18 protein-coding genes are annotated in these 19,496 nt (G+C 72.3%); 7 read left to right on the top strand and 11 right to left on the bottom strand.

Translation table 11 applies throughout. From position 1 onward, the window contains the following. Positions 1–2 precede the first annotated feature (2 nt). The 7 genes from BJ999_RS18850 to BJ999_RS18820 all read right to left on the bottom strand — a co-directional run bounded on the left by BJ999_RS18850 (position 3) and on the right by BJ999_RS18820 (position 7,529). Entirely contained in the window at positions 3–836 is an 834-nt protein-coding gene (locus BJ999_RS18850; RefSeq protein ID WP_179834506.1) for a shikimate dehydrogenase, read from the bottom strand. Continuing rightward, the gene (gene mltG / locus BJ999_RS18845; protein ID WP_179834505.1) at positions 833–1,993 is read right to left on the bottom strand and encodes an endolytic transglycosylase MltG; all 1,161 of its coding nucleotides are present in this window, start codon (positions 1,991–1,993) and stop codon (positions 833–835) included. Before mltG ends, BJ999_RS18850 begins: the two co-directional genes overlap by 4 nt. Further along, positions 1,990–2,448 carry a Holliday junction resolvase RuvX gene (gene ruvX / locus BJ999_RS18840; RefSeq protein WP_179834504.1) on the bottom strand — a complete coding sequence of 153 codons (459 nt, stop codon included), beginning with the start codon at positions 2,446–2,448 and terminating at the stop codon, positions 1,990–1,992. Before ruvX ends, mltG begins: the two co-directional genes overlap by 4 nt. A gap of 308 nt (positions 2,449–2,756) precedes the next feature. Beyond that, positions 2,757–5,426, bottom strand: a complete 2,670-nt coding sequence (gene alaS / locus BJ999_RS18835; protein WP_179834503.1) for an alanine--tRNA ligase — start codon at positions 5,424–5,426, stop codon at positions 2,757–2,759. Position 5,427: 1 nt separating this feature from the next. Next, positions 5,428–5,748 (bottom strand): hypothetical protein, encoded by a 321-nt coding sequence (locus BJ999_RS18830; RefSeq protein WP_179834502.1) that lies wholly within the window; start codon positions 5,746–5,748, stop codon positions 5,428–5,430. Beyond that, positions 5,745–6,161, bottom strand: a complete 417-nt coding sequence (locus tag BJ999_RS18825; protein WP_179834501.1) for a DUF948 domain-containing protein — start codon at positions 6,159–6,161, stop codon at positions 5,745–5,747. The genes BJ999_RS18830 and BJ999_RS18825 overlap by 4 nt, the downstream gene beginning before the upstream one ends. 105 nt (positions 6,162–6,266) lie before the next feature. Continuing rightward, on the bottom strand, positions 6,267–7,529 hold the full coding sequence (locus BJ999_RS18820; RefSeq protein WP_218935921.1) for a replication-associated recombination protein A: 1,263 nt from the start codon (positions 7,527–7,529) through the stop codon (positions 6,267–6,269). A 310-nt stretch (positions 7,530–7,839) separates the two neighbouring features. Here BJ999_RS18820 and BJ999_RS18815 point away from each other — a divergent pair, with 310 nt between their 5' ends. The 4 genes from BJ999_RS18815 to BJ999_RS18800 all read left to right on the top strand — a co-directional run bounded on the left by BJ999_RS18815 (position 7,840) and on the right by BJ999_RS18800 (position 10,280). Further along, on the top strand, positions 7,840–8,289 hold the full coding sequence (locus tag BJ999_RS18815; protein ID WP_179834500.1) for a hypothetical protein: 450 nt from the start codon (positions 7,840–7,842) through the stop codon (positions 8,287–8,289). 103 nt (positions 8,290–8,392) lie between these two features. Further along, positions 8,393–9,028: a DUF3105 domain-containing protein gene (locus BJ999_RS18810; protein ID WP_179834499.1), complete on the top strand. Its 636-nt coding sequence runs from the start codon at positions 8,393–8,395 to the stop codon at positions 9,026–9,028. Further along, positions 9,025–9,651, top strand: coding sequence for a DUF305 domain-containing protein (locus BJ999_RS18805; RefSeq protein ID WP_179834498.1), 627 nt, complete (start codon positions 9,025–9,027; stop codon positions 9,649–9,651). Before BJ999_RS18810 ends, BJ999_RS18805 begins: the two co-directional genes overlap by 4 nt. 65 nt (positions 9,652–9,716) lie before the next feature. Further along, positions 9,717–10,280: a TIGR03086 family metal-binding protein gene (locus tag BJ999_RS18800; RefSeq protein WP_179834497.1), complete on the top strand. Its 564-nt coding sequence runs from the start codon at positions 9,717–9,719 to the stop codon at positions 10,278–10,280. A gap of 17 nt (positions 10,281–10,297) precedes the next feature. Here BJ999_RS18800 and BJ999_RS18795 read toward each other — a convergent pair whose 3' ends face one another. Next, on the bottom strand, positions 10,298–11,533 hold the full coding sequence (locus tag BJ999_RS18795) for a DUF349 domain-containing protein (protein ID WP_179834496.1): 1,236 nt from the start codon (positions 11,531–11,533) through the stop codon (positions 10,298–10,300). 72 nt (positions 11,534–11,605) lie between these two features. Then, positions 11,606–12,355, bottom strand: coding sequence for a peptidylprolyl isomerase (locus BJ999_RS18790; RefSeq protein ID WP_179834495.1), 750 nt, complete (start codon positions 12,353–12,355; stop codon positions 11,606–11,608). Positions 12,356–12,576: 221 nt separating this feature from the next. On the opposite strand from BJ999_RS18790, the gene BJ999_RS18785 reads away from it, so the two are divergent. Genes BJ999_RS18785 through aspS form a run of 3 tightly spaced genes read left to right on the top strand, consistent with a single transcriptional unit; the run spans position 12,577 to position 16,321 of the window. Continuing rightward, a complete protein-coding gene (locus BJ999_RS18785) occupies positions 12,577–13,272 on the top strand; it encodes an MBL fold metallo-hydrolase (protein WP_179834494.1) in 696 nt (231 codons plus the stop codon). Between the two features lie 11 nt (positions 13,273–13,283). Then, on the top strand, positions 13,284–14,564 hold the full coding sequence (gene hisS, locus BJ999_RS18780; protein WP_179834493.1) for a histidine--tRNA ligase: 1,281 nt from the start codon (positions 13,284–13,286) through the stop codon (positions 14,562–14,564). Further along, positions 14,561–16,321 (top strand): aspartate--tRNA ligase, encoded by a 1,761-nt coding sequence (aspS, locus tag BJ999_RS18775; RefSeq protein WP_179834492.1) that lies wholly within the window; start codon positions 14,561–14,563, stop codon positions 16,319–16,321. Before hisS ends, aspS begins: the two co-directional genes overlap by 4 nt. 53 nt (positions 16,322–16,374) lie before the next feature. Here the strand turns inward: aspS and BJ999_RS18770 are convergent, their stop codons facing one another. Together BJ999_RS18770 and BJ999_RS18765 are read right to left on the bottom strand one after the other, a co-directional pair. After that, positions 16,375–18,549 (bottom strand): RelA/SpoT family protein, encoded by a 2,175-nt coding sequence (locus BJ999_RS18770; RefSeq protein ID WP_218935919.1) that lies wholly within the window; start codon positions 18,547–18,549, stop codon positions 16,375–16,377. Positions 18,550–18,962: 413 nt separating this feature from the next. Next, positions 18,963–19,487, bottom strand: coding sequence for an adenine phosphoribosyltransferase (locus BJ999_RS18765; RefSeq protein WP_179834490.1), 525 nt, complete (start codon positions 19,485–19,487; stop codon positions 18,963–18,965). Positions 19,488–19,496 lie beyond the last annotated feature (9 nt).

Genomic DNA, 19,496 nt, shown 5'->3' with positions numbered 1-19,496 from the left:
GGTCAGGCGCGGCGGGCCAGCTCCGCCTCGCCCGCGGCGCGCATCGCCTCCACCGGCACGTCATCGCGGCCCGTCATCATGGCCACCTGCCGGACGGCCTGGTGCAGGAGCATCGCGAACCCGCCGACGGCCGTGCCGCCCGCGCGCTCGACGGCCGCCGCGAGCGCCGTGGGCCACGGCGCGTACACGACGTCGAACAAGGCCGCGCCGGACTCGGCGACCGGCTCGGCGAACACGTCGGCGGCCCCTCCGGGAAGGGTCGACACGACCAGCTCCGCGGGCAGGTGCGCGGACGCCTCACCGAGCGGCACGACCCGCACCGCGAGCCCGAACCGCTCCCCCACCTCGGCCGCGCCGGCGGCGCGCTCCGGCGTCCGCACCGCGAGGACGGCCTCGCGCGTGCCGAGCCCGGCGAGGGCGGCCAGCGCGGACGCCGCCGTCGCGCCGCCGCCCAGCACCAGCGCCTCGGCCGGGGCCTTCAGCCCCGCCTCGGCGAGCGCCGTCTCGATGCCGTACACATCGGTGTTGTCCCCGTGCCGCCGCCCGTCCCGCAGGACGATCGTGTTCGCGCCCCCGACCTTCGCCGCCAGGTCCGAGACCGTGTCGACCAGGCCGAGCGCGACGCGTTTGAGCGGCATGGTCAGCGACAGGCCCGCCCATTCCGGCCCGAGCCCGTCCAGCAGCGCGGCCAGACCGTCCTCACCGCACTCGACCGCGTCGTAGGACCAGGCGTCCAGCCCCATCGCCGCGTACGCCGCCCGGTGCAGCACCGGCGAGAGCGAATGCGCGATCGGCGACCCCAAAACCGCCGCGCGGCGGCCCGTCCCGTCGGTCATTGGCCCGGGTGCGCCTTCTGCCAGGCCCGGAACTCCTTCTCGATCGCCAGCCGCTCCTGCTCCGTCGTGGCGAACTTGGTGACCTTGTTCGTCGGGTCGGTGGCGATGAAGTACAGCCACGTCCCCTCCGCCGGAGCCAGCGCGGCCTCGATCGCGTCCGGTCCGGGATTGGCGATCGGGCCGGGCGGAAGGCCCACGTGCAGGTAGGTGTTGTAGGGCGATTCGGTCTGCAGGTCCTTCTCGGTGACGGTCAGCCGCCGCTCGTTCAGCGCGTACAGCACCGTGGTGTCGAACTGCAGCTTCATGCCCTTGTCCACCCGGTTGTAGATGACCCGGGAGATCTTCGGCAGGTCGCTGGGCTTGCCGCCCTCGGCCTGGACCAGGCTGGCGAGCGTGATGACCGTCGCCGGGTTCAGGTGCGCCTTGCGCGCCTCGGCGACGAGGTCGACGCTGTCGGCCTCCTTGGTGAACCGGCCCACCATCTCCTTGAGAATCTGCTCCGCCGAGCCGTTCGGGTCCAGGTCGTAGCGTCCCGGGTACAGGTACCCCTCGACCTTGCCCCGCGCGTAGGAGGGCAGCCCGAGGTTCTTCGGCCGCTTCGCCACCGCCTGGAACTCCTTGACGGAGATCCCGGTCTTCTTCGCCAGCAGCTCGAAGACCTCGATGGCCCGCCGGCCCTCGGGGATCGTGACCTGGTTCCCGGCCCGCGACTTCGGGTCCAGCAGCAGCGCCATCGCCGCGGCCGAGGACATCTGCAGCCGCATCTGGTAGAAGCCCGGCTGGATGCTGGAGGCGCGGGTCTCCTTGTTGTAGGTCTTCACGAAGGCCTGGGAGCTCTTGACGACCTTGTGCTGCTCCAGCGTCGTCCCGATCACCGACCCGCTCGCGCCGTCGCTGATCTGGACGGTGACCTTGCCGGAGCCCTCTCCCTCGTAGTCCGGCGGGTGCCACTTGTTGTCGAGCCACGCGTACCCGAGGACGCCGCCGGTGCCGAACACGGCCACGAGGAACGCCATCGCGAACAGCGCGGCGGCACGCCCGCTGCGCCTGCGGCGCTTCTGGCGCTTGCGCCGGCGCCGCTGGTCCCGCCGGCCGCGGGTCTCCTCGGGCGGAGGCCCGTCGCCGTACGGGTCGGAGAAGAGGTCCAAGTCGTTCATGAGCTCCCCTGGACGATCTCGCCCGGGGGGCGTCCGGTCAACCGTTCGGCGTCGAGGGCCGCCTGGAGCAGGACCGCCGCGGCGGCCTGGTCGACGACCTTGCGCCGCGCCTGGCCGTGCACGCCGCCGGCCCGCAGGCCGCTCTCGGCGGTCACGGTCGTGAGCCGCTCGTCGTGCAGCCGGACCGTCTCCGCGGGAAGGCGGCCGGCGAGCCTGACCGCGAACCTGCGCGCCGACTGCGCCGCCGGCCCCTCCCGCCCCGACAGCGAGGTGGGCAGCCCGACGACGACCTCGATCGCCTCGTGCTCGGCGACCAGGTCCACGAGCCGGTCGACGTCGCCCTTGCCGCTCTTCACCGTCTCCAGCGGAGACGCGAGGATCCCGCCGGGATCGCACCGGGCGACCCCGACCCGCACGCTCCCCACATCGACCCCGAGCCTGACGCCCTGCCTCATCGCCTCGCCTCCGCTCGGCGGCTCGGAGCGCCACCAGGCACCGGCTTCCCTCGTCGCGTGCTCACTCCTCCGTCGCTCCGCGCGCTCCTCAGTCCAGCCGACGCCGCGCACCTCGCGGGCCTCATCGCCTCGCCTCCGCTCGGCGGCTCGGAGCGCCACCAGGCACCGGCTTCCCTCGTCGCGTGCTCACTCCTCCGTCGCTCCGCGCGCTCCTCAGTCCAGCCGACGCCGCGCACCTCGCGGGCCTCATCGCCTCGCCTCCGCCCGGCGGTGGCGCGGCTCGCTTCTCCCGCCCCGTCGTGCCGGGCTCACGCGGCCCCTGCTGCCTGCTCGACGGCGGCGAGGGCATCGCCGATCGCGGCGGGGTTGGCGCCGCCCCCCTGGGCCAGGTCGTCCTTGCCGCCGCCGCCTCCGCCGAGCGCCTTGGCGGCCAGGCCGACGAGCGCGCCCGCCTTGAGGCCGCGGTCGCGTGCGCCCTGGGTGACGGCGATGACCACGACGGGACGGTCCTTCGGCACGCCGGCGACCATCACGACCGCGGGGCGCGCGGTGAGGCGGCCGCGGATGTCGACGGCGAGCTTGCGCAGGTCGTCGGCGCCGGTGCCGTCGGGGGCGCGGTGCCCCACGAACGCGGTGCCGCCCACGTCCTTGGCGCCCTCCGCGAGGGACCCGGCGATCGCGAGGACCTGCTGCGAGCGCAGCTTCTCCAGCTCCTTCTCGGCGTCCCGCAGCCGGGAGACCACGCCGGAGAGGCGTTCGGGCAGCTCCTCCTTGCGGGTCTTCATCTGCTCGGCGAGCTGCGCCACGAGGACGCTCTCGCGGGCCAGGAAGCGGAAGGCGTCGATGCCGACGAGCGCCTCGACGCGCCGGACGCCGGCGCCGATGGACGACTCGCCCAGCACCTTGACCAGGCCGAGCTGCCCGCTCCGGGCGACGTGGGTGCCGCCGCACAGCTCGCGGGAGTAGTCGCCGACCTCGACGACCCGGACCTCGTCGCCGTACTTCTCGCCGAACAGCGCGAGCGCGCCCATCGCGCGGGCCTCGTCGATCGAGGTGTGGAAGGCGCGCACGTCCAGGTCGCCGACCAGGACCTCGTTGACCTCGTCCTCGACGTCGCGCAGCACGCTCGCGGGGACGGCCCCGGACGCGGTGAAGTCGAACCGGAACCGGCCGGGCGAGTTCTCCGAGCCGGCCTGCGCGGCGGACTCGCCGAGCGCGCGGCGGAACCCGGCGTGCACCATGTGGGTGGCGGTGTGCGATCGGGAGATCGCCCGGCGCCGCTCCACGTCGACCTCGGCGTAGGCCGAGTCGCCGGCCTGCGCCTCGCCGCTGCGGACCCGCCCGCGGTGCACGATGAGCCCGGCGAGGGGCGCCTGCACGTCGGTCACCTCGACCACGGCGCCGTTGCCGAACCGGATCAGGCCGTGGTCGGCGAGCTGGCCGCCGCCCTCGGCGTAGAACGGGGTGCGGTCGAGGACGACCTCGACCTCGGTGCCCTCCCCCGCGGCGGGCGCGTTGGCGCCGTTCACCAGCAGCCCCACGAGGCGGGCGTCGCCGGCGAGGCTGCCGTAGCCGGTGAAGTCGACCCTGCCGCCGGCGCCGGTGAGCAGCTCGTCCAGGACGGACACGTCGAGGTTGCCGGTCTTCTTGTCGCGGGCGTCCTTCTTCGCGCGGTCCCGCTGCTCCTTCATGAGCCGGCGGAAGCCCGCCTCGTCCACCTGGAGGCCCTGTTCGGACGCCATCTCCAGGGTGAGGTCGATCGGGAAGCCGTAGGTGTCGTGCAGCTTGAACGCCTGGTCGCCCGCCAGGGTCGCGCCGCCGGAGCGCCGGGTGTCCTCGACGGCGGTGTCGAAGATCGCGGTGCCGGTGCGCAGCGTCTGGAGGAAGGAGTCCTCCTCGGCGTCGATGACGGTGTGGATGTTCGCGGCGGTGCGCACCAGCTCCGGGTACTGCTCGCCCATCGCCTGGATCGCGACGGCGGTCAGCTCGTGCATGAGCCCGGCGTCCTGCCCGCCGAGCAGGCGCAGGTTGCGGATGGAGCGGCGCAGGATGCGGCGCAGCACGTAGCCGCGGCCCTCGTTGCCGGGGCGGATGCCGTCGGCGACCATCATCGTGCCGCTGCGGACGTGGTCGGCGACGACGCGCAGCGACACGTCCGCGCGGTGGTCGCGCCCGTAGGAGGTGCCGGTCAGCCCCGCGGCGCGGTCGAGGACCCGCCAGAGGGTGTCGGTCTCATAGATGTTGTCGACGCCCTGAAGGATCGCCGCCATGCGCTCCAGGCCCATGCCGGTGTCGATGTTCTTGGCCGGCAGGTCGCCGAGGATCGGGAAGTCGGTCTTGCTCTCCCCGGGACCCCGCTCGAACTGCATGAAGACGAGGTTCCAGACCTCCAGGTAGCGGTCCTCGTCGGCGACCGGCCCGCCCTCGCGGCCGTACTCGGGGCCGCGGTCGTAGTAGATCTCCGAGCAGGGGCCGCACGGGCCGGGCACGCCCATCGACCAGAAGTTGTCCTCCATGCCGCGCCGCTGGATGCGGTCGAGGGGGACGCCGACCTTGTCGTGCCAGATGCTCTGGGCCTCGTCGTCGTCCTTGAAGACGGTGACCCACAGCTTCTCCTCGGGAAACCCGAAGCCGCCGTCGACCCGCGACCGGGTCAGCAGCTCCCAGGCGAACGGGATCGCCTGCTCCTTGAAGTAGTCGCCGATGGAGAAGTTGCCCAGCATCTGGAAGAAGGTGGCGTGCCGGGTGGTCCTGCCGACCTCCTCGATGTCGGGCGTGCGCACGCACTTCTGGGCGCTCGTCATCCGCTGGGACGGAGGGGTGCGCTGGCCGAGGAAGTACGGCTTGAAGGGGACCATGCCGGCGTTGACCAGAAGCAGGGTCGGGTCCTCGGCGACCAGGCTGGCCGAGGGCACCACCGTGTGCCCGCGCTCCTCGAAGAATCCGAGGAAGCGGCGCGCGACCTCTGCCGACTCCATATCAGTGGCCATCCTTGTCGTTCTCGATGATCGTGTATCTCGCCTTGAGCACGCGGCGGGCCTGCGGCCCCCCGCCGTCCGGCGGGGCCTGGTCCATTTGGACGGCCTCGCGCAGCTCCTCCTCACGGGCCCGCATCTCGGTACGGACGTCGGAGGCGAAAAGCCTCAGCCGCTCGCCGGCGCCCTGCCCGGTCGACACCGCCCGCGCCGCCACGCCCTCGGGCGACCAGGCGCGCGCGAAGCGCTCCACGCGCCGCTTGACGCGGTGCGAGGCGTAGACGCCGGCGCCGGCGCCGACCGAGAGCCAGAACAGCCGCCTCATTTGCGCCCCCTCCCCGGGGAGCGGGCCGGCAGCTCCGGACGTCCGGACGCGGCGCGCTCCTCCCCGTCGCGGTTGCCGAGGGCCTTGCGGACGCCGTAGGAGAAGGCGGCGGCCTTCACCAGCGGCCCGCCGACCACCGAGGTCATCACGGTGGTGACGGCCGAGACGTTCTGGGTGACGCCGGCGACCTGCCTGGTGATGACGTCGGTGCGGCCGAGCTGCTCGTTGGCGCGCTTCACCGTCCGGGTCATGTCGTCCATCAGCGGGCCGGCCTGCTCGCCGATGTCGCGGACGAGCTCGCTGGCCTCGCCGAGGAGTTTGGAGAGCTTCAGCAGGGTGAGCGCGACGAACGAGACGAGCACCGCCCAGAACACGGCCACGATGAGGCCTGCTAGCTGTCCACCAGTAAGCATCAGGGCTTTCCGTTCACGTGAGGTCGGCACGGGGCCGGGCATGGCCTGACAGACCTTACCGGTCCACCAGGCCGCATGGCGGGAGCACCGGGCGGCGGAGAACGATCATCGCCGGTCCCCGGCGCCGCGCAGCACGGAGCGGATCCGCGCGAGCACCTCGGTGAACCGGGCTTCCGCGCCGTGCCTGGTCGGGCGATAGTACTCCCGTCCGTCGACCGCGTCGGGCGCGTACTGCTGGCGGACCACGCCACCGGGGTGCTCGTGCGCGTACTTGTAGCCCTGCCCGTGCCCGATCTTCGCGGCGCCCTTGTAGTGGGCGTCGCGCAGGTGCCCCGGGACGGGGCCGGCGAGCCCCTTGCGGACGTCGCCGAGCGCGCCGTCCACCGCCGTGATCACCGCGTTGGACTTCGGCGCGAGGGAGAGGTGGATCACCGCCTGGGCCAGGTTGATGCGGGCCTCGGGCAGGCCGACGAACTCCACCGCCTGCGCGGCGGCGACCGCGGTCTGCAGCGCGGTCGGGTCGGCCATGCCGACGTCCTCGCTGGCGTGCACGATCAGCCGCCGGGCGATGAACCGGGCGTCCTCGCCGGCCTCGATCATGCGGGCGAGGTAGTGCAGCGCCGCGTCGACGTCGCTGCCGCGGATGCTCTTGATGAACGCGCTGATGACGTCGTAGTGCTGGTCGCCCTCCCGGTCGTAGCGGACGGCGGCCCGGTCGACGGCCTTCTCCAGCACGTCCGGGTCGATCGCCCCGCCGTCGTCGACGACGAGCGCGGCGGCCTCCAGGTAGGTGAGGGTGCGGCGGGCGTCGCCGCCGGCCAGCCGGACGAGGTGGTCCTCGGCGGCGGGGTCGAGGGTGACCGCCCCGTTCAGCCCGCGCTCCTCGGTGAGGGCGCGGCGGATCACCTCGCGCAGGTCGTCCTCGCCGAGCGGCTCCAGGGTGAGCAGCAGCGAGCGCGACAGCAGCGGGCTGATGACGGAGAAGAACGGGTTCTCGGTGGTGGCGCCGATGAAGGACACCCAGCGGTTCTCCACGGCGGGCAGCAGGGCGTCCTGCTGGGCCTTGTTGAAGCGGTGCACCTCGTCGACGAACAGGACCGTCTGCCGTCCCGTCATGCCGAGCTCCCGGCGCGCCAGGTCGATCTCGGCGCGGACGCGCTTGACGCCGTCGCTGACCGCGGAGACCTCCACGAAGCGGCGCGAGGTGACGTGGCTGACGACGGTGGCGAGGGTGGTCTTGCCCGTGCCCGGCGGGCCCCACAGCACGAGCGACATCGGCACGTCACGGTCGACGAGCTGCCGGATCGGCGTGCCCGGGCCGAGCAGGTGGCCCTGCCCGACGACCTCGTCCAGGGCGCGGGGGCGCATCCGGACGGCGAGGGGCTGCTCCGCGCCGCCACGGGCGGGCGCCGCCGGCGGCTTCGCCCGCGCCTCCGCCGGGATCGCCCCGTCCCGCTCCGGAGCGTCGAAAAGGCCCTCCGGCTCGCCCGATTCCGCCCTGCTGGTCACGCTCCGACACTATCTCGCGGCGCGGACAGTCCCGGACGGTCCCGCAGGTCCGCGGGCGGCTGGCAATTCTCCCGCACGCGCAGTCCCCGCACGCGCGTCCGGCGGGTGGGAACCCGGAGGACGGCTGCGGCGTTGGAACAGCCCGGAAGACGCGACCAGGAGCGTGACGGTGTCCGGTACGGCCCCCCGTCGACGCCACGGGCTGGCAGGGCTGCTCGTGGCGCTGTTCGTCGTGGGCGGGCTGGTGTTCAGCTACGGGCTGGGCCATGCGCCCCCGGCGCGCGTGTGCACCCAGCACGCCGTGAGCGTTCCCGTCGGCGCCGTCTTCGCGTCCACGGGCCACGAACAGCCGGGTGCCGGCGCAACGCCGCTCCGCGGCTTTCAGGGCCCCGCACAGGGCGCGCCGGCCGCCTCCCCGATGAAGGTGCCCGCACCCGTCCCCTCGGACGCGTGCCTGTGCCTGGCCGTCCTGTTCACCCTCGTCCTAATGGGGCTGGCCGCCGTGCTGCGCCGGCCCGTCTCGCGCCTGCCCGCCCGCCTCGGCTGGACGTTCGCCCCGCCGCCCTGTACCCGGCTCGTCCCCGCGTCCGCGCCCTCCCTCCAGGTTCTCCGGCTGTAAACGGACCGGCCCTTCGGCCGTTCGCACCGCCCGCATCACGCCTGTGCCCGATGCGGCGCTGCCCTGTCCGTTCACATCCACAGCACCCTGAGAGGCCGCCGGCATGTCCAAGAGCGCCCGTAACAAGAGCGCGCGTAACCAGAACGCGCGCGGCAACACCGCCAAGAAGAACGCGCTGACACAGCGCGAGGTCCCGTGGGGAGGCATCGCGTTCTTCGCCGTGATCGGCCTGGTGGCGGTCGTCGCCATCGGCTTCACGTTCATGCAGACCAGGTCGTCGTCCGCCGACGGCTCCTCCTCCATCCGCGGCCTGGTGACCAAGGACGGCCTCGGCCGCGGCCACGTCGGCGGCAGCGTCAAGTACGACACCGGTCCGCCGATGGGCGGCGACCACAACCCCGTCTGGCAGAACTGCGACGGCCGCGTCTACGAGACGCCGCTGCTGAACGAGCACGCCGTCCACTCGCTGGAACACGGCGCCGTCTGGATCACCTACCGGCCCGGCCTTCCCGCGGACCAGCTCGGCGTGCTCAAGGGGAAGGTCACCGCGACCGACTACACGCTGCTCAGCCCCTACCCGGACCAGGACTCGCCGGTCACGCTCACCGCGTGGGGCAGGCAGGTGAAGCTCCAGCAGGCCACCGATCCGCGGGTGGACCGGTTCCTGCGGGCCTTCGTGAAGGGCCCGCAGACCCCCGAGCCGGGCGCGGCCTGCTCCGGCGGCAAGGACACCCCGTGAGCGAGGGCGCCGCGGCGCCGCGGGGGCGGCGGGCCACCGTCGTCCTCGCGGCCCTGGTCCTGCTCGCCGGCGCCGTCCTGGTGGCGCTCGCCGTCTCCCGCTCGGAACGGCCCGGCACGGACGGCCCCGAGGCCGGGTTCGCCCGCGACATGAGCGCGCACCACGCCCAGGCGGTGAAGATGTCGTTCATCATCAGGGACCGCACGGACGATCCCGGGACGAGGCTGCTGGCCTACGACGTCATCAACACCCAGTCCGCCCAGATCGGCATGATGACGGCCTGGCTGGACGAATGGGGCGTGCCGAAGGCCGACCCGTCCGGCCGCATGCGCTGGATGTCCGGCCACGGCGGCCACGGCGGCGGCGGGGCCGCGATGCCGGGCATGGCGACGCGCGGTCAGCTCGCCGAGCTGGAGAAGGCATCCGGCCGCGCCGCCGAGGTGCTGTTCCTGAAACTGATGATCGCGCACCACCGCGGCGGCGTGGGCATGGCGCGGGCGGCGCTGGAGCGCACGGGGCACGACCGGGTGCGGCGGCTGGCCCGCACGATGGTGGAAGGGCAGCAGGCGGAGATCACGCAGATGAACGCGATGCTCCGGCAGCGCGGCTCCCCCGCCGTGTGACCCGGTCCCCGCGAGGTTCGCGATAGCGCTTGACAGCGCCGCCGGATCGCGCGTCACTGACCACCATGGCTCACAACCTCAGCGGCTACCACCGGGCCCTCGACCTCTTCGAGGGCCTGGTGGCCGGCGTCCCCCGCGACGGGTGGGACGCGCCGTCGCCCTGCTCGGGGTGGACCGCCCGGGACGTCGCCGGCCACGTGACCGGCGGCCAGTTCCTGGTCCGGGCGCTGGCCTCGGGACAGCCCGAGCCGGACGTCAGCACCGACCCCGCGCGGTTCGTCGCGGGCGACGTCCTGATGAGCTGGCGGACGGCCCGCAAGGAGTGCGCGGCGGCCCTCACCCCCGACGCGCTCCGCCGCCCCATCCCGTTCGACGGGCTGGGCGAGCTGCCGCTGGGCGACTTCCTGGAGGCCTACATCCTGGAGCCGCTGACGCACGCCTGGGACCTGGCCCGGGCGACGGGCCAGCCGGCGCGCCTCGACCCCGACCTCGTCCACCACGCGTTCGCGACGGCCCAGGTGGTCGCCGCCTCACTGCGGACCGAGGGGCGTCTGGCGCCGCCCCTGCCCGCGCCGCGCGGCGCGGACGAGCAGACGCGCATGCTCGCCTTCCTGGGCCGGACGGCCTGAAGGCGGCGGCGAGAAGGTCAGGAGAACTCGGCGAGGGTGCGCTCGGCCTCTTCGAGCCAGGCGCGACGGGCGCTGAGGGCCTCCTCGGCCTCCTTCACGTCCTTCTGGCGGCCGGCCTCACGGGCCTTGCCGAGCCGCTTCTCCAACTGCTCGATGGAGCTGCGCAGCTGGCCCACCGTGGCCTCGGCGCGGGCGCGGGCCTCGGGGTTGGTGCGGCGCCACTCGTTCTCCTCGGCGGAGCGGACGGCCTCCTCGATCTTGCGGAGCCGCCCTTCGAGACGGTCGCGCTGGTCGCGCGGCACCATCCCGGCGGCCTCCCAGCGCTCCTGGACCGCGCGCAGGGACTGGCGGGCCTGCCGGACGTCCCGCACCGGCAGCAGCCGCTCGGCCTCGGCGAGGATCTTCTCCTTCTCCTCGGCGTTGCCGCGGAACTCGGCGTCACGCTCGGCGAACGCCGCGCTGCGGGCCTGGAAGAAGGTGTCCTGGGCGCCCTTGAAGCGGGCCCACAGGTCCTCCTCGGCGTCCCGGGAGGCGCGCCCGGCGAGCTTCCAGCGGCGCATCAGGTCGCGGTAGGCGGCGGCAGTGTCGCCCCAGTCGGTGGAGCCCGCCATCGCCTCGGCCTCGGCGACGAGGCGCTCCTTGTCCCGCCGGGCCTCCTCGCGCTGGTCGTCGAGGGTGGCGAAGTAGGCCTTGCGGCGCTTGGTGAAGGCGTTGCGGGCGGCCGACAGGCGCTTCCACAGCGTGGTCTCGGTGGGGCGGTCGATGCGGTCGGCGGCCTTCCACTCCTCGACCAGGAGGCGCAGGCGCTCGCCGCCGTTCTTCCAGTGCGTCTCCTCGACGGCGATGCGCTCGGCCTCGGCGACGATCCGCTCCTTGATCTCGCGGGCCTCGTGCCGGTGCTGCTCGCGCTGGGCCTTGACCTCCTCGCGGCGGCGCCCGACCTGCTCCGACAGGCCCTCCAGGCGACGCAGGAGGGCGCCGAGGTCGCCGACGGCGTGCGCCTCGGCGACGGCCTCACGCAGCCGGTCGATGCCCTGCTGGGCCTGGGCCGGCTGCAGGTCGGTGGTGCGGACCCGCTGTTCGAGCAGGCCGATCTCGGTGACGAGCGCGTCGTACTTGCGCTTGAAGTAGGCCAGGGCCTCTTCGGGCGCGCCCGCCTGCCAGGAGCCGACGATCCGCTCGCCGTCGGCCGTCCTGACATAGACGGTGCCGTCCTCGTCCACCCGGCCCCAGGGATCGGTCGCGCTGGACACCTTGCCTCCTGAATCGCGGGCCCGGACGCGCTCACGGCGACCGGACCCTCCACACCTTAGTATCCCGTTCGCCTATTTCCCGGCGATCGTGACGTCCTGGATCTCTACCTTCTTCTTGGGCTTGCCGTCGCCCTTCGGGTCCGAGCCCGCGTCAGCGATCTTCTTCAGCACGTCCAGTCCCTTGGTGATCTTCCCGAACACCGTGTAGTCCGGCGGGAGCTGCGAGTCCTTGTAGACCATGAAGAACTGGCTGCCGTTGGAGTCCGGCAGGCTGCTGTGCGCCATGGCGAGCGTGCCCTCGGTGTACATGGCGCCTTCGGTGTTCTCGTTGGCGAACTGGTAGCCCGGCCCGCCGGTGCCCTTCGCGGTCGGGTCGCCGCACTGCAGGACGTTGAGCCCGCCGCTCGTCAACCGGTGGCACGAGGTCTTGTCGAAGAAGTTCTTCTGCGCCAGGTACGTGAAGGAGTTGACCGTGCACGGCGCCTTGCCGCCGTACAGCTGCACCTCCACGTCGCCCTGGTTGGTCTTCATCGTCGTCTGGACGATGTCGGTGTAGGCGGGCTTGCCCGCGGGGGTGCCGACACCCTTGGGCGCGCCGTCCTGCTGGGCCGCCTTGTAGGTGCACTTGGGCCCGGCGGCGGTGGACTCGTCGTCCTTGGTGAGCACCATGAACGCGGCGCCGCCGACGACGATGACCGCCACCACCGCCGCGGCGGTGATGATCTTGAGTCGGCGCGCCCGCGCCGCCTCCTGCGCCTGCCGCTGCTGCTGGCGCTCGTAGCGCTGCCGCGCGAGCTGCTTCTTGCGGTCCTTCGCCGCCACGTGCCTCGCCTCTCCGGTGTGATCAGGTGAACGTGCAGCGCATAGTAGCGGTACCCGGGAGTAAAAGCGTCTCCGCGTTCAGGGAGCGCTTTCCCGCCCGGCCGCGCCCCGGCGGGCCGCGCCCCGCGACACGTCGGCCGCGCCAACTCGTTCGCGGTGGCCGTGGCCGCGCCGGTACCCTCGAACACGCCCACCCGAGATGGTTCAAAGGAAGGACGACCGTGCTCGTCGCCGGGTTCCCCGCTGGATCGTTCGCCGCGAACTGCTACGTCGTGGCGCCCGCCGCCGGTGAGGAGTGCGTGATCATCGATCCCGGCCAGGACGCCGAGGGCGGGATCGAGGAGATCCTGCGCGAGCACCGGCTGAAGCCGGTCGCGGTGCTGCTGACGCACGGCCATCTCGATCACGTCTGGTCGGTGGCCCCGGTCTGCGGCGCCAAGGACGTCCCGGCCTACGTCCACCCCGACGACCGCGACCTGCTGACCGATCCGGCCAAGGGCCTGTCCCTGGGCGCCGGGCAGCAGCTGTTCGGCGGGCTGGAGCTGTCCGAGCCGGACGACGTGCGCGAACTGGCCGACGGGTCGGTGCTGGAGCTGGCCGGGCTGAGCTTCACCGTCGACCATGCGCCGGGCCATACGCCCGGGTCGGTGACGTTCCGGACGCCGAAGGCGCAGCAGATCCCGGACGTGATGTTCACCGGCGACCTGCTGTTCGCCGGCTCCATCGGGCGCACCGACCTGCCGGGCGGATCGTACGAGCAGATCCTCGCCAGCCTGTCCCGGGTGTGCCTCACGATGCCCGACGAGACGGCCGTCCTGCCCGGCCACGGCGACCAGACCACAATCGGCCGCGAGCGCGCGACCAACCCGTTCCTCTCGGAGTTGGTCCCCGCGGACGGACCTGACAAGGGATTCTGATCTAAAACACCATGAGTTCGAGTTTCCGGGCCCCAAAGGGGGTCAGCGAGTACGTCCCGCCGCGCGCGGATCTCTTCTACGCCATCCGGGAGGCGTTCGCCGAGCAGGCGAGGCTGGCCGGGTACGGGTATCTGGAACTGGCGGTGTTCGAGGACACCAACCTGTTCCGGCGCGGCGTCGGCGAGTCCACCGACGTCGTGTCCAAGGAGATGTACACCTTCGAGGACAGGGGCGGCCGGTCGCTGACGCTGCGCCCCGAGTTCACCGCGTCGGTGCTGCGCTCCGTCCTGGAGAACAACCTGCACAAGGGCTCGCTGCCGGTGAAGGTGTGGACGACCGGGGCCGCGTTCCGGGCCGAGCGCCCGCAGCAGGGCCGCTACCGGCAGTTCTACCAGCTCGACCTGGAGGCGATCGGCAGCGAGGACCCGCAGGTCGACGCCGAGACGATCGCGATCGCGTGGAACTGGTACCGGTCCCTCGGCCTGACCCGGGTGCGGCTGCTGCTGAACTCGCTCGGCTGCAAGGAGTGCCGCCCCGCCTACCGGGCCCTGCTGCAGGACTTCCTGCGCGGCCTGGACCTGGACGAGGACACCCGCGCCCGCGTCGAGATCAACCCGCTGCGGGTGCTGGACGACAAGCGTCCCAAGGTCCGCGAGCAGCTCGCGGGCGCCCCGCTGATGGCCGACCACCTGTGCCCGGCGTGCAAGGCGCACCACGACCGCGTCCGGGAGCTGCTCGCCGACCTCGGCATCGCGTGGGAGGACACCCCCACCCTCGTCCGCGGCCTGGACTACTACACCCGCACCACCTACGAGTTCGACCACCCGCTGCTCGGCGCCCAGTCCGGCATCGGCGGCGGCGGCCGCTACGACGGGCTGTCGGAGGACATCGGCGGTCCCCTGCTGCCCGGCATCGGATTCGGGCTCGGCCTGGACCGCACGATCCTCGCCCTGGAGGCCGAGTCGTCGGACGAGGCGGGCCCCGCGTTCGCCGCCAAGCCGCGCTGCGAGGCGTTCGGCGTGGCGCTCGGCGACACCGCCGAGCGGCGCCTGTTCGCGCTCGTCGCGGAGCTGCGCCGCGCCGGGATCGCCGCCGACATGGCGTTCGGCGGCAAGAGGCTGAAGGGCGCCATGAAGGACGCGGACCGCTCGGGCGCCCGGTACGCCGTGATCCTCGGGGAGCGAGATATCGCGGACGGCGTCGCCCAGGTCAAGGACCTGGCCGAGGGCGAGCAGACCGCCGTCCCGCTCACCGACCTCACCACGACGTTGAAGGAAAGGCTCTCGAAATGATCCGCACCCACGAGGCGGGGACGCTCCGCAAGGAGCACGCCGGGCAGCAGGTAACGCTGGCCGGCTGGGTCGGGCGCCGCCGCGACCACGGCGGCGTCACGTTCATCGACCTGCGCGACGCCTCCGGAACCGCGCAGGTCGTCTTCCGCGAGGAGGACACCGCGCACGACCTGCGCGCCGAGTACTGCGTCAAGGTCGTCGGCGAGGTCCGCGTCCGGCCGGAGGGCAACGAGAACCCCGAACTGCCCACCGGCGGGGTCGAGGTCGCCGCCGCCCGCATCGAGGTGCTCTCCGACGCGGCGCCGCTGCCGTTCCCCATCGAGGGCGACGTCAACGTCAACGAGGAGATCCGCCTCAAGTACCGCTACCTCGACCTGCGCCGCGAGAGCGTCGCGCGGGCGATGAAGGTCCGCTCGGAGGCCTCGTTCCTGACGCACGAGGTGATGCGCGCGCACGGCTTCGTGAACGTCGAGACGCCCACCCTCACCCGGTCCACCCCGGAGGGCGCCCGCGACTTCCTCGTCCCCGTCCGGCTCCAGCCGGGCCACTGGTACGCGCTCCCGCAGTCGCCGCAGCTGTTCAAGCAGCTCCTCATGGTCGGCGGCCTCGAACGCTACTACCAGATCGCCCGCTGCTACCGCGACGAGGACTTCCGCGCCGACCGGCAGCCCGAGTTCACCCAGATCGACATCGAGATGTCGTTCGCCGAGCAGGACGACGTCCTGTCGGTCGGCGAGGACCTCGTGGCGCGCCTGTGGAAGGAGATCGCCGGGTACGAGATCCCCCGCCCGATCCCCCACATCACCTACGCCGACGCGCTGGCCCGCTACGGCTCCGACAAGCCCGACCTGCGGTTCGGCAACGAGCTGACCGACATGACCGAGTACTTCGCCGGCACGTCGTTCCGCGTGTTCCAGGCCCCCTACGTCGGCGCGGTCGTCATGCCCGGCGGCGCGTCCCAGACCCGCAAGGAGCTGGACGGCTGGCAGGACTGGGCGAAGGCCCGCGGCGCCCGCGGCCTCGCCTACGTGCTCGTCCAGGAGGACGGCACCCTCGGCGGCCCGGTCGCCAAGAACCTCTCCGACGCCGAGAAGGAGGGCCTCGCCGCCAAGACCGGCGCCTCCCCCGGCGACGCGGTCTTCTTCGGCGCCGGCAAGCGGCACTCCACCCAGGAGCTCCTCGGCGCCGCGCGCCTGGAGATCGGCCGCCGCCGCGACCTGATCGACGAGTCCGCCTGGAAGTTCGTCTGGGTCGTGGACGCGCCGATCTTCGAGCCCGTCGAGGACGACAAGGGCGAGCAGGTCGGCTGGACCTCGGTGCACCACCCGTTCACCGCGCCCAAGCCCGAGTACGCCGACACCTTCCAGGAGGACCCGGGCACCGCCCTCGCCGACGCCTACGACCTCGTCCTGAACGGCAACGAGATCGGCGGCGGCTCCATCCGTATCCACCGGGCCGAGATGCAGCAGCGCGTCTTCGACGTGCTGGGCCTGTCCAAGCAGGAGGCGGAGTCCAAGTTCGGCTTCCTGCTGGAGGCGTTCAAGTTCGGCCCGCCGCCGCACGGCGGGATCGCGTTCGGCTGGGACCGGGTGGTCATGCTCCTCGCCCGCCAGGAGTCGATCCGCGATGTGATCGCCTTCCCGAAGGCCGCCTCCGGCTACGACCCCCTGACCGCCGCGCCGACCCCCATCACCCCGGAGCAGCGCGCGGAGGCCGGCGTCGACTTCGTCCCCGAGGACGAGCCCGCCGAGAACTGACCCGTACGCGAGAGGGCGGCCGCAGACGCGGCCGCCCTCTCGCGTACGGGCTCCTACTTGGTGGCGCCGCTCGTCACCCGGTAGACGTCGTAGACGCCGTCGATCGAGCGGACGGCCTTCAGGACGTGGCCGAGATGCTTCGGGTCGCCCATCTCGAAGGTGAAGCGGCTGACGGCGACGCGGTCGCGGGTCGTGGTGACCGATGCCGACAGGATGTTGACGTGCTGGTCGGACAGGACGCGGGTCACGTCCGACAGCAGGCGGGGCCGGTCGAGCGCCTCCACCTGGATCGCGACGAGGAACACCGAGTCCTCGCCCGGGGACCACTTGACGTCGATCAGCCGGTCCGGCTGCGACCTCAGGCTCTCGACGTTGGCGCAGTCGGAGCGGTGGACGGAGACGCCGTGGCCCCGGGTCACGAAGCCGACGATGTCGTCGCCGGGGACCGGGGTACAGCAGCGCGACAGCCGGATCCACACGTCGGGGTCGTCGGCGACGACGACGCCCGGGTCGCCCGCGGGGCGGCTGCGCTTGCGGCGCGTCGGCAGCGCGATCTCGGCGAGATCCTCTTCGGCGCTCTCCACGCCGCCGAGGGCGTCCACCAGGCGCTGCACGACGTGCTGCGCGGAGACCTGGCTCTCGCCCACCGCCGCGTACAGCGACGACACGTCCGGGTAGCGCATGTCGCGGGCGAGGGCGAGGAGGGCCTCGCCGGACATCATCCGCTGCAGCGGCATGTTCTGCTTGCGCATCGCGCGGGCGATGGCGTCCTTGCCGGACTCGATCGCGGTGTCGCGGCGCTCCTTGGAGAACCAGTGCTTGATCTTGTTGCGGGCGCGGGCGCTCTTGACGAAGCCGAGCCAGTCGCGGCTCGGGCCCGCGTCCTGCGACTTGGAGGTGAAGACCTCGACGGTGTCGCCGTTGTCGAGGGTCGATTCGAGGGGGACGAGGCGCCCGTTGACGCGGGCGCCGATACATCGGTGCCCGACCTCGGTGTGGATCGCGTACGCGAAGTCGACGGGGGTGGCGCCCTGCGGCAGCGCGATCACGTCGCCCTTCGGCGTGAAGACGAACACCTCGGAGACCGACAGGTCGAAGCGCAGTGACTCCAGGAACTCGGCCGGGTCGGCGGTCTCCTTCTGCCAGTCGAGGAGCTGGCGCAGCCACTGCATGTCACCGGCCTTGCGGCCGCCGACCGTCTCCTCCTTGTACTTCCAGTGCGCGGCGACGCCGTACTCGGCGCGGCGGTGCATGCCCCAGGTGCGGATCTGCAGCTCGACGGGCTTGCCCTCCGGGCCGATCACCGTCGTGTGCAGCGACTGGTACATGTTGAACTTCGGCATCGCGATGTAGTCCTTGAACCGGCCGGGAACCGGGTTCCACCGCGCGTGGATCGAGCCGAGGGCGGCGTAGCAGTCGCGGACGCTGTCGACGAGGACCCGGATGCCGACCAGGTCGTAGATGTCGTCGAAGCTGACGTCCCGCGCGATCATCTTCTGGTAGATCGAGTAGTAGTGCTTCGGCCGGCCCGTCACGGTGGCCTTGATCCGGGCCTCGCGCAGGTCGGTGGAAACGTTCTCGATCACTTCCTGCAGGTAGACGTCGCGGCGCGGGGCGCGCTCGGACACCAGGCGGGCGATCTCGTCGAACCGCTTGGGGTACAGCGTGGCGAACGCGAGGTCCTCCAGCTCCCACTTCAGCGTGTTCATCCCGAGGCGGTGCGCGAGCGGCGCGAACACCTCCAGGGTCTCGCGGGCCTTCTTCTCCTGCTTGTGCCGCGGCATGTAGCGCAGCGTGCGCATGTTGTGCAGCCGGTCGCCGAGCTTGATCACCAGGACGCGGATGTCGCGGGACATCGCCACGACCATCTTGCGCACGGTCTCGGCCTCGGCGGCCTCCCCGTACTTGACCTTGTCGAGCTTGGTGACACCGTCGACCAGGGCGGCGATCTCGTCACCGAACTCGGCGCTCAGCTGGTCGAGGGTGTACGGGGTGTCCTCGACGGTGTCGTGCAGAAGCGCCGCGCAGAGCGTCTCGGTGTTCATGCCGAGCTCGGCGAGGATGGTGGTGACCGCGAGCGGATGGGTGATGTACGGGTCGCCGCTCTTGCGCTTCTGATGCCGGTGGTAGTGCGCGGCCACGTCGTAGGCGCGCTCGATGAGCCGGAGGTCCGCCTTCGGGTGCGTGTTGCGGACCGTCTTGATCAGTGGTTCGAGTACCGGGTTCATAGCGGGGCCGCGCTGGGCGCCCAACCTGGCGAGCCTACGGCGCACCCGGGCGGCGGACGGCGGGATCGTGGCCGGCGTGGGCCTGGACGGGACGGCGGGCCCGGACGCTTCATCGTCGTCCGGGGCGGCGCCAGGGTCTGGAGCTGGGGGAACATCGGATCTCGACGAGGGCTGGGCGGGCGGGGCGGACGCGGGCGTCCGCGCGGCGGGCTCGTCGGGCTCGGGCGGCCGGACGTCGGGCGGTGGGGGCGCGCGCCGCTCCTCGGCGGCGGTGTTCACCGCGTCGGTCGATACCACCTCACCTGGCACCCAGCCTCCCTAGTCCATCCCGGGCGCCGCACCCGCCGTCGCGCGGGCCGCGCCCGTTCCGACCGGACCCTGATGGCGTCAGTGTATCCGGCCCCTATTTCGTACTAGACCGTAACCAGGGAGTGAACGTCCAGATTCCCCAGCTTGTCGCGTCCGTGCAGGAACGACAGCTCGAGGAGGACCGACAACCCGACGACCTCTCCACCGCCCCGCCGCACGAGCTCGGCGGTGGCCCTGGCCGTCCCTCCGGTGGCCAGGACGTCGTCGACGATCAGCACCCGGTCGCCGGGTTCGAAGGCGTCGAGATGGATCTCGATCGTCTCGCTCCCGTACTCGAGATCATAGGTCTCCGCGTCCGTCGCCGAGGGCAGTTTCCCCTTCTTTCGCACCGGGACGAAGCCCGCCCCGAAGTGGTAGGCGACGGGCGCGGCGAGGATGAACCCGCGGGCCTCGATACCGACGATCTTGTCGATGGTGCCGCGGCCGTAGTGGTTCACCACGGCGTCGACCACCCCGGCGAACGCCACATGGTCGGCCAGCAGAGGGGTGATGTCCTTGAACATCACCCCCTGCTTGGGATAGTCGGGGATGTCGCGGATCCGCTCCTGGATCAGCTTGCCGAGGTCCACTCCGTCCCC

Origin of the sequence: Actinomadura citrea, assembly GCF_013409045.1 — a bacterium.
Taxonomy (GTDB): Bacteria; Actinomycetota; Actinomycetes; order Streptosporangiales; family Streptosporangiaceae; genus Spirillospora; species Spirillospora citrea.
Note: the sequence above shows the minus strand (reverse complement) of the source record. Positions and strands in the feature narration are given on the sequence as shown.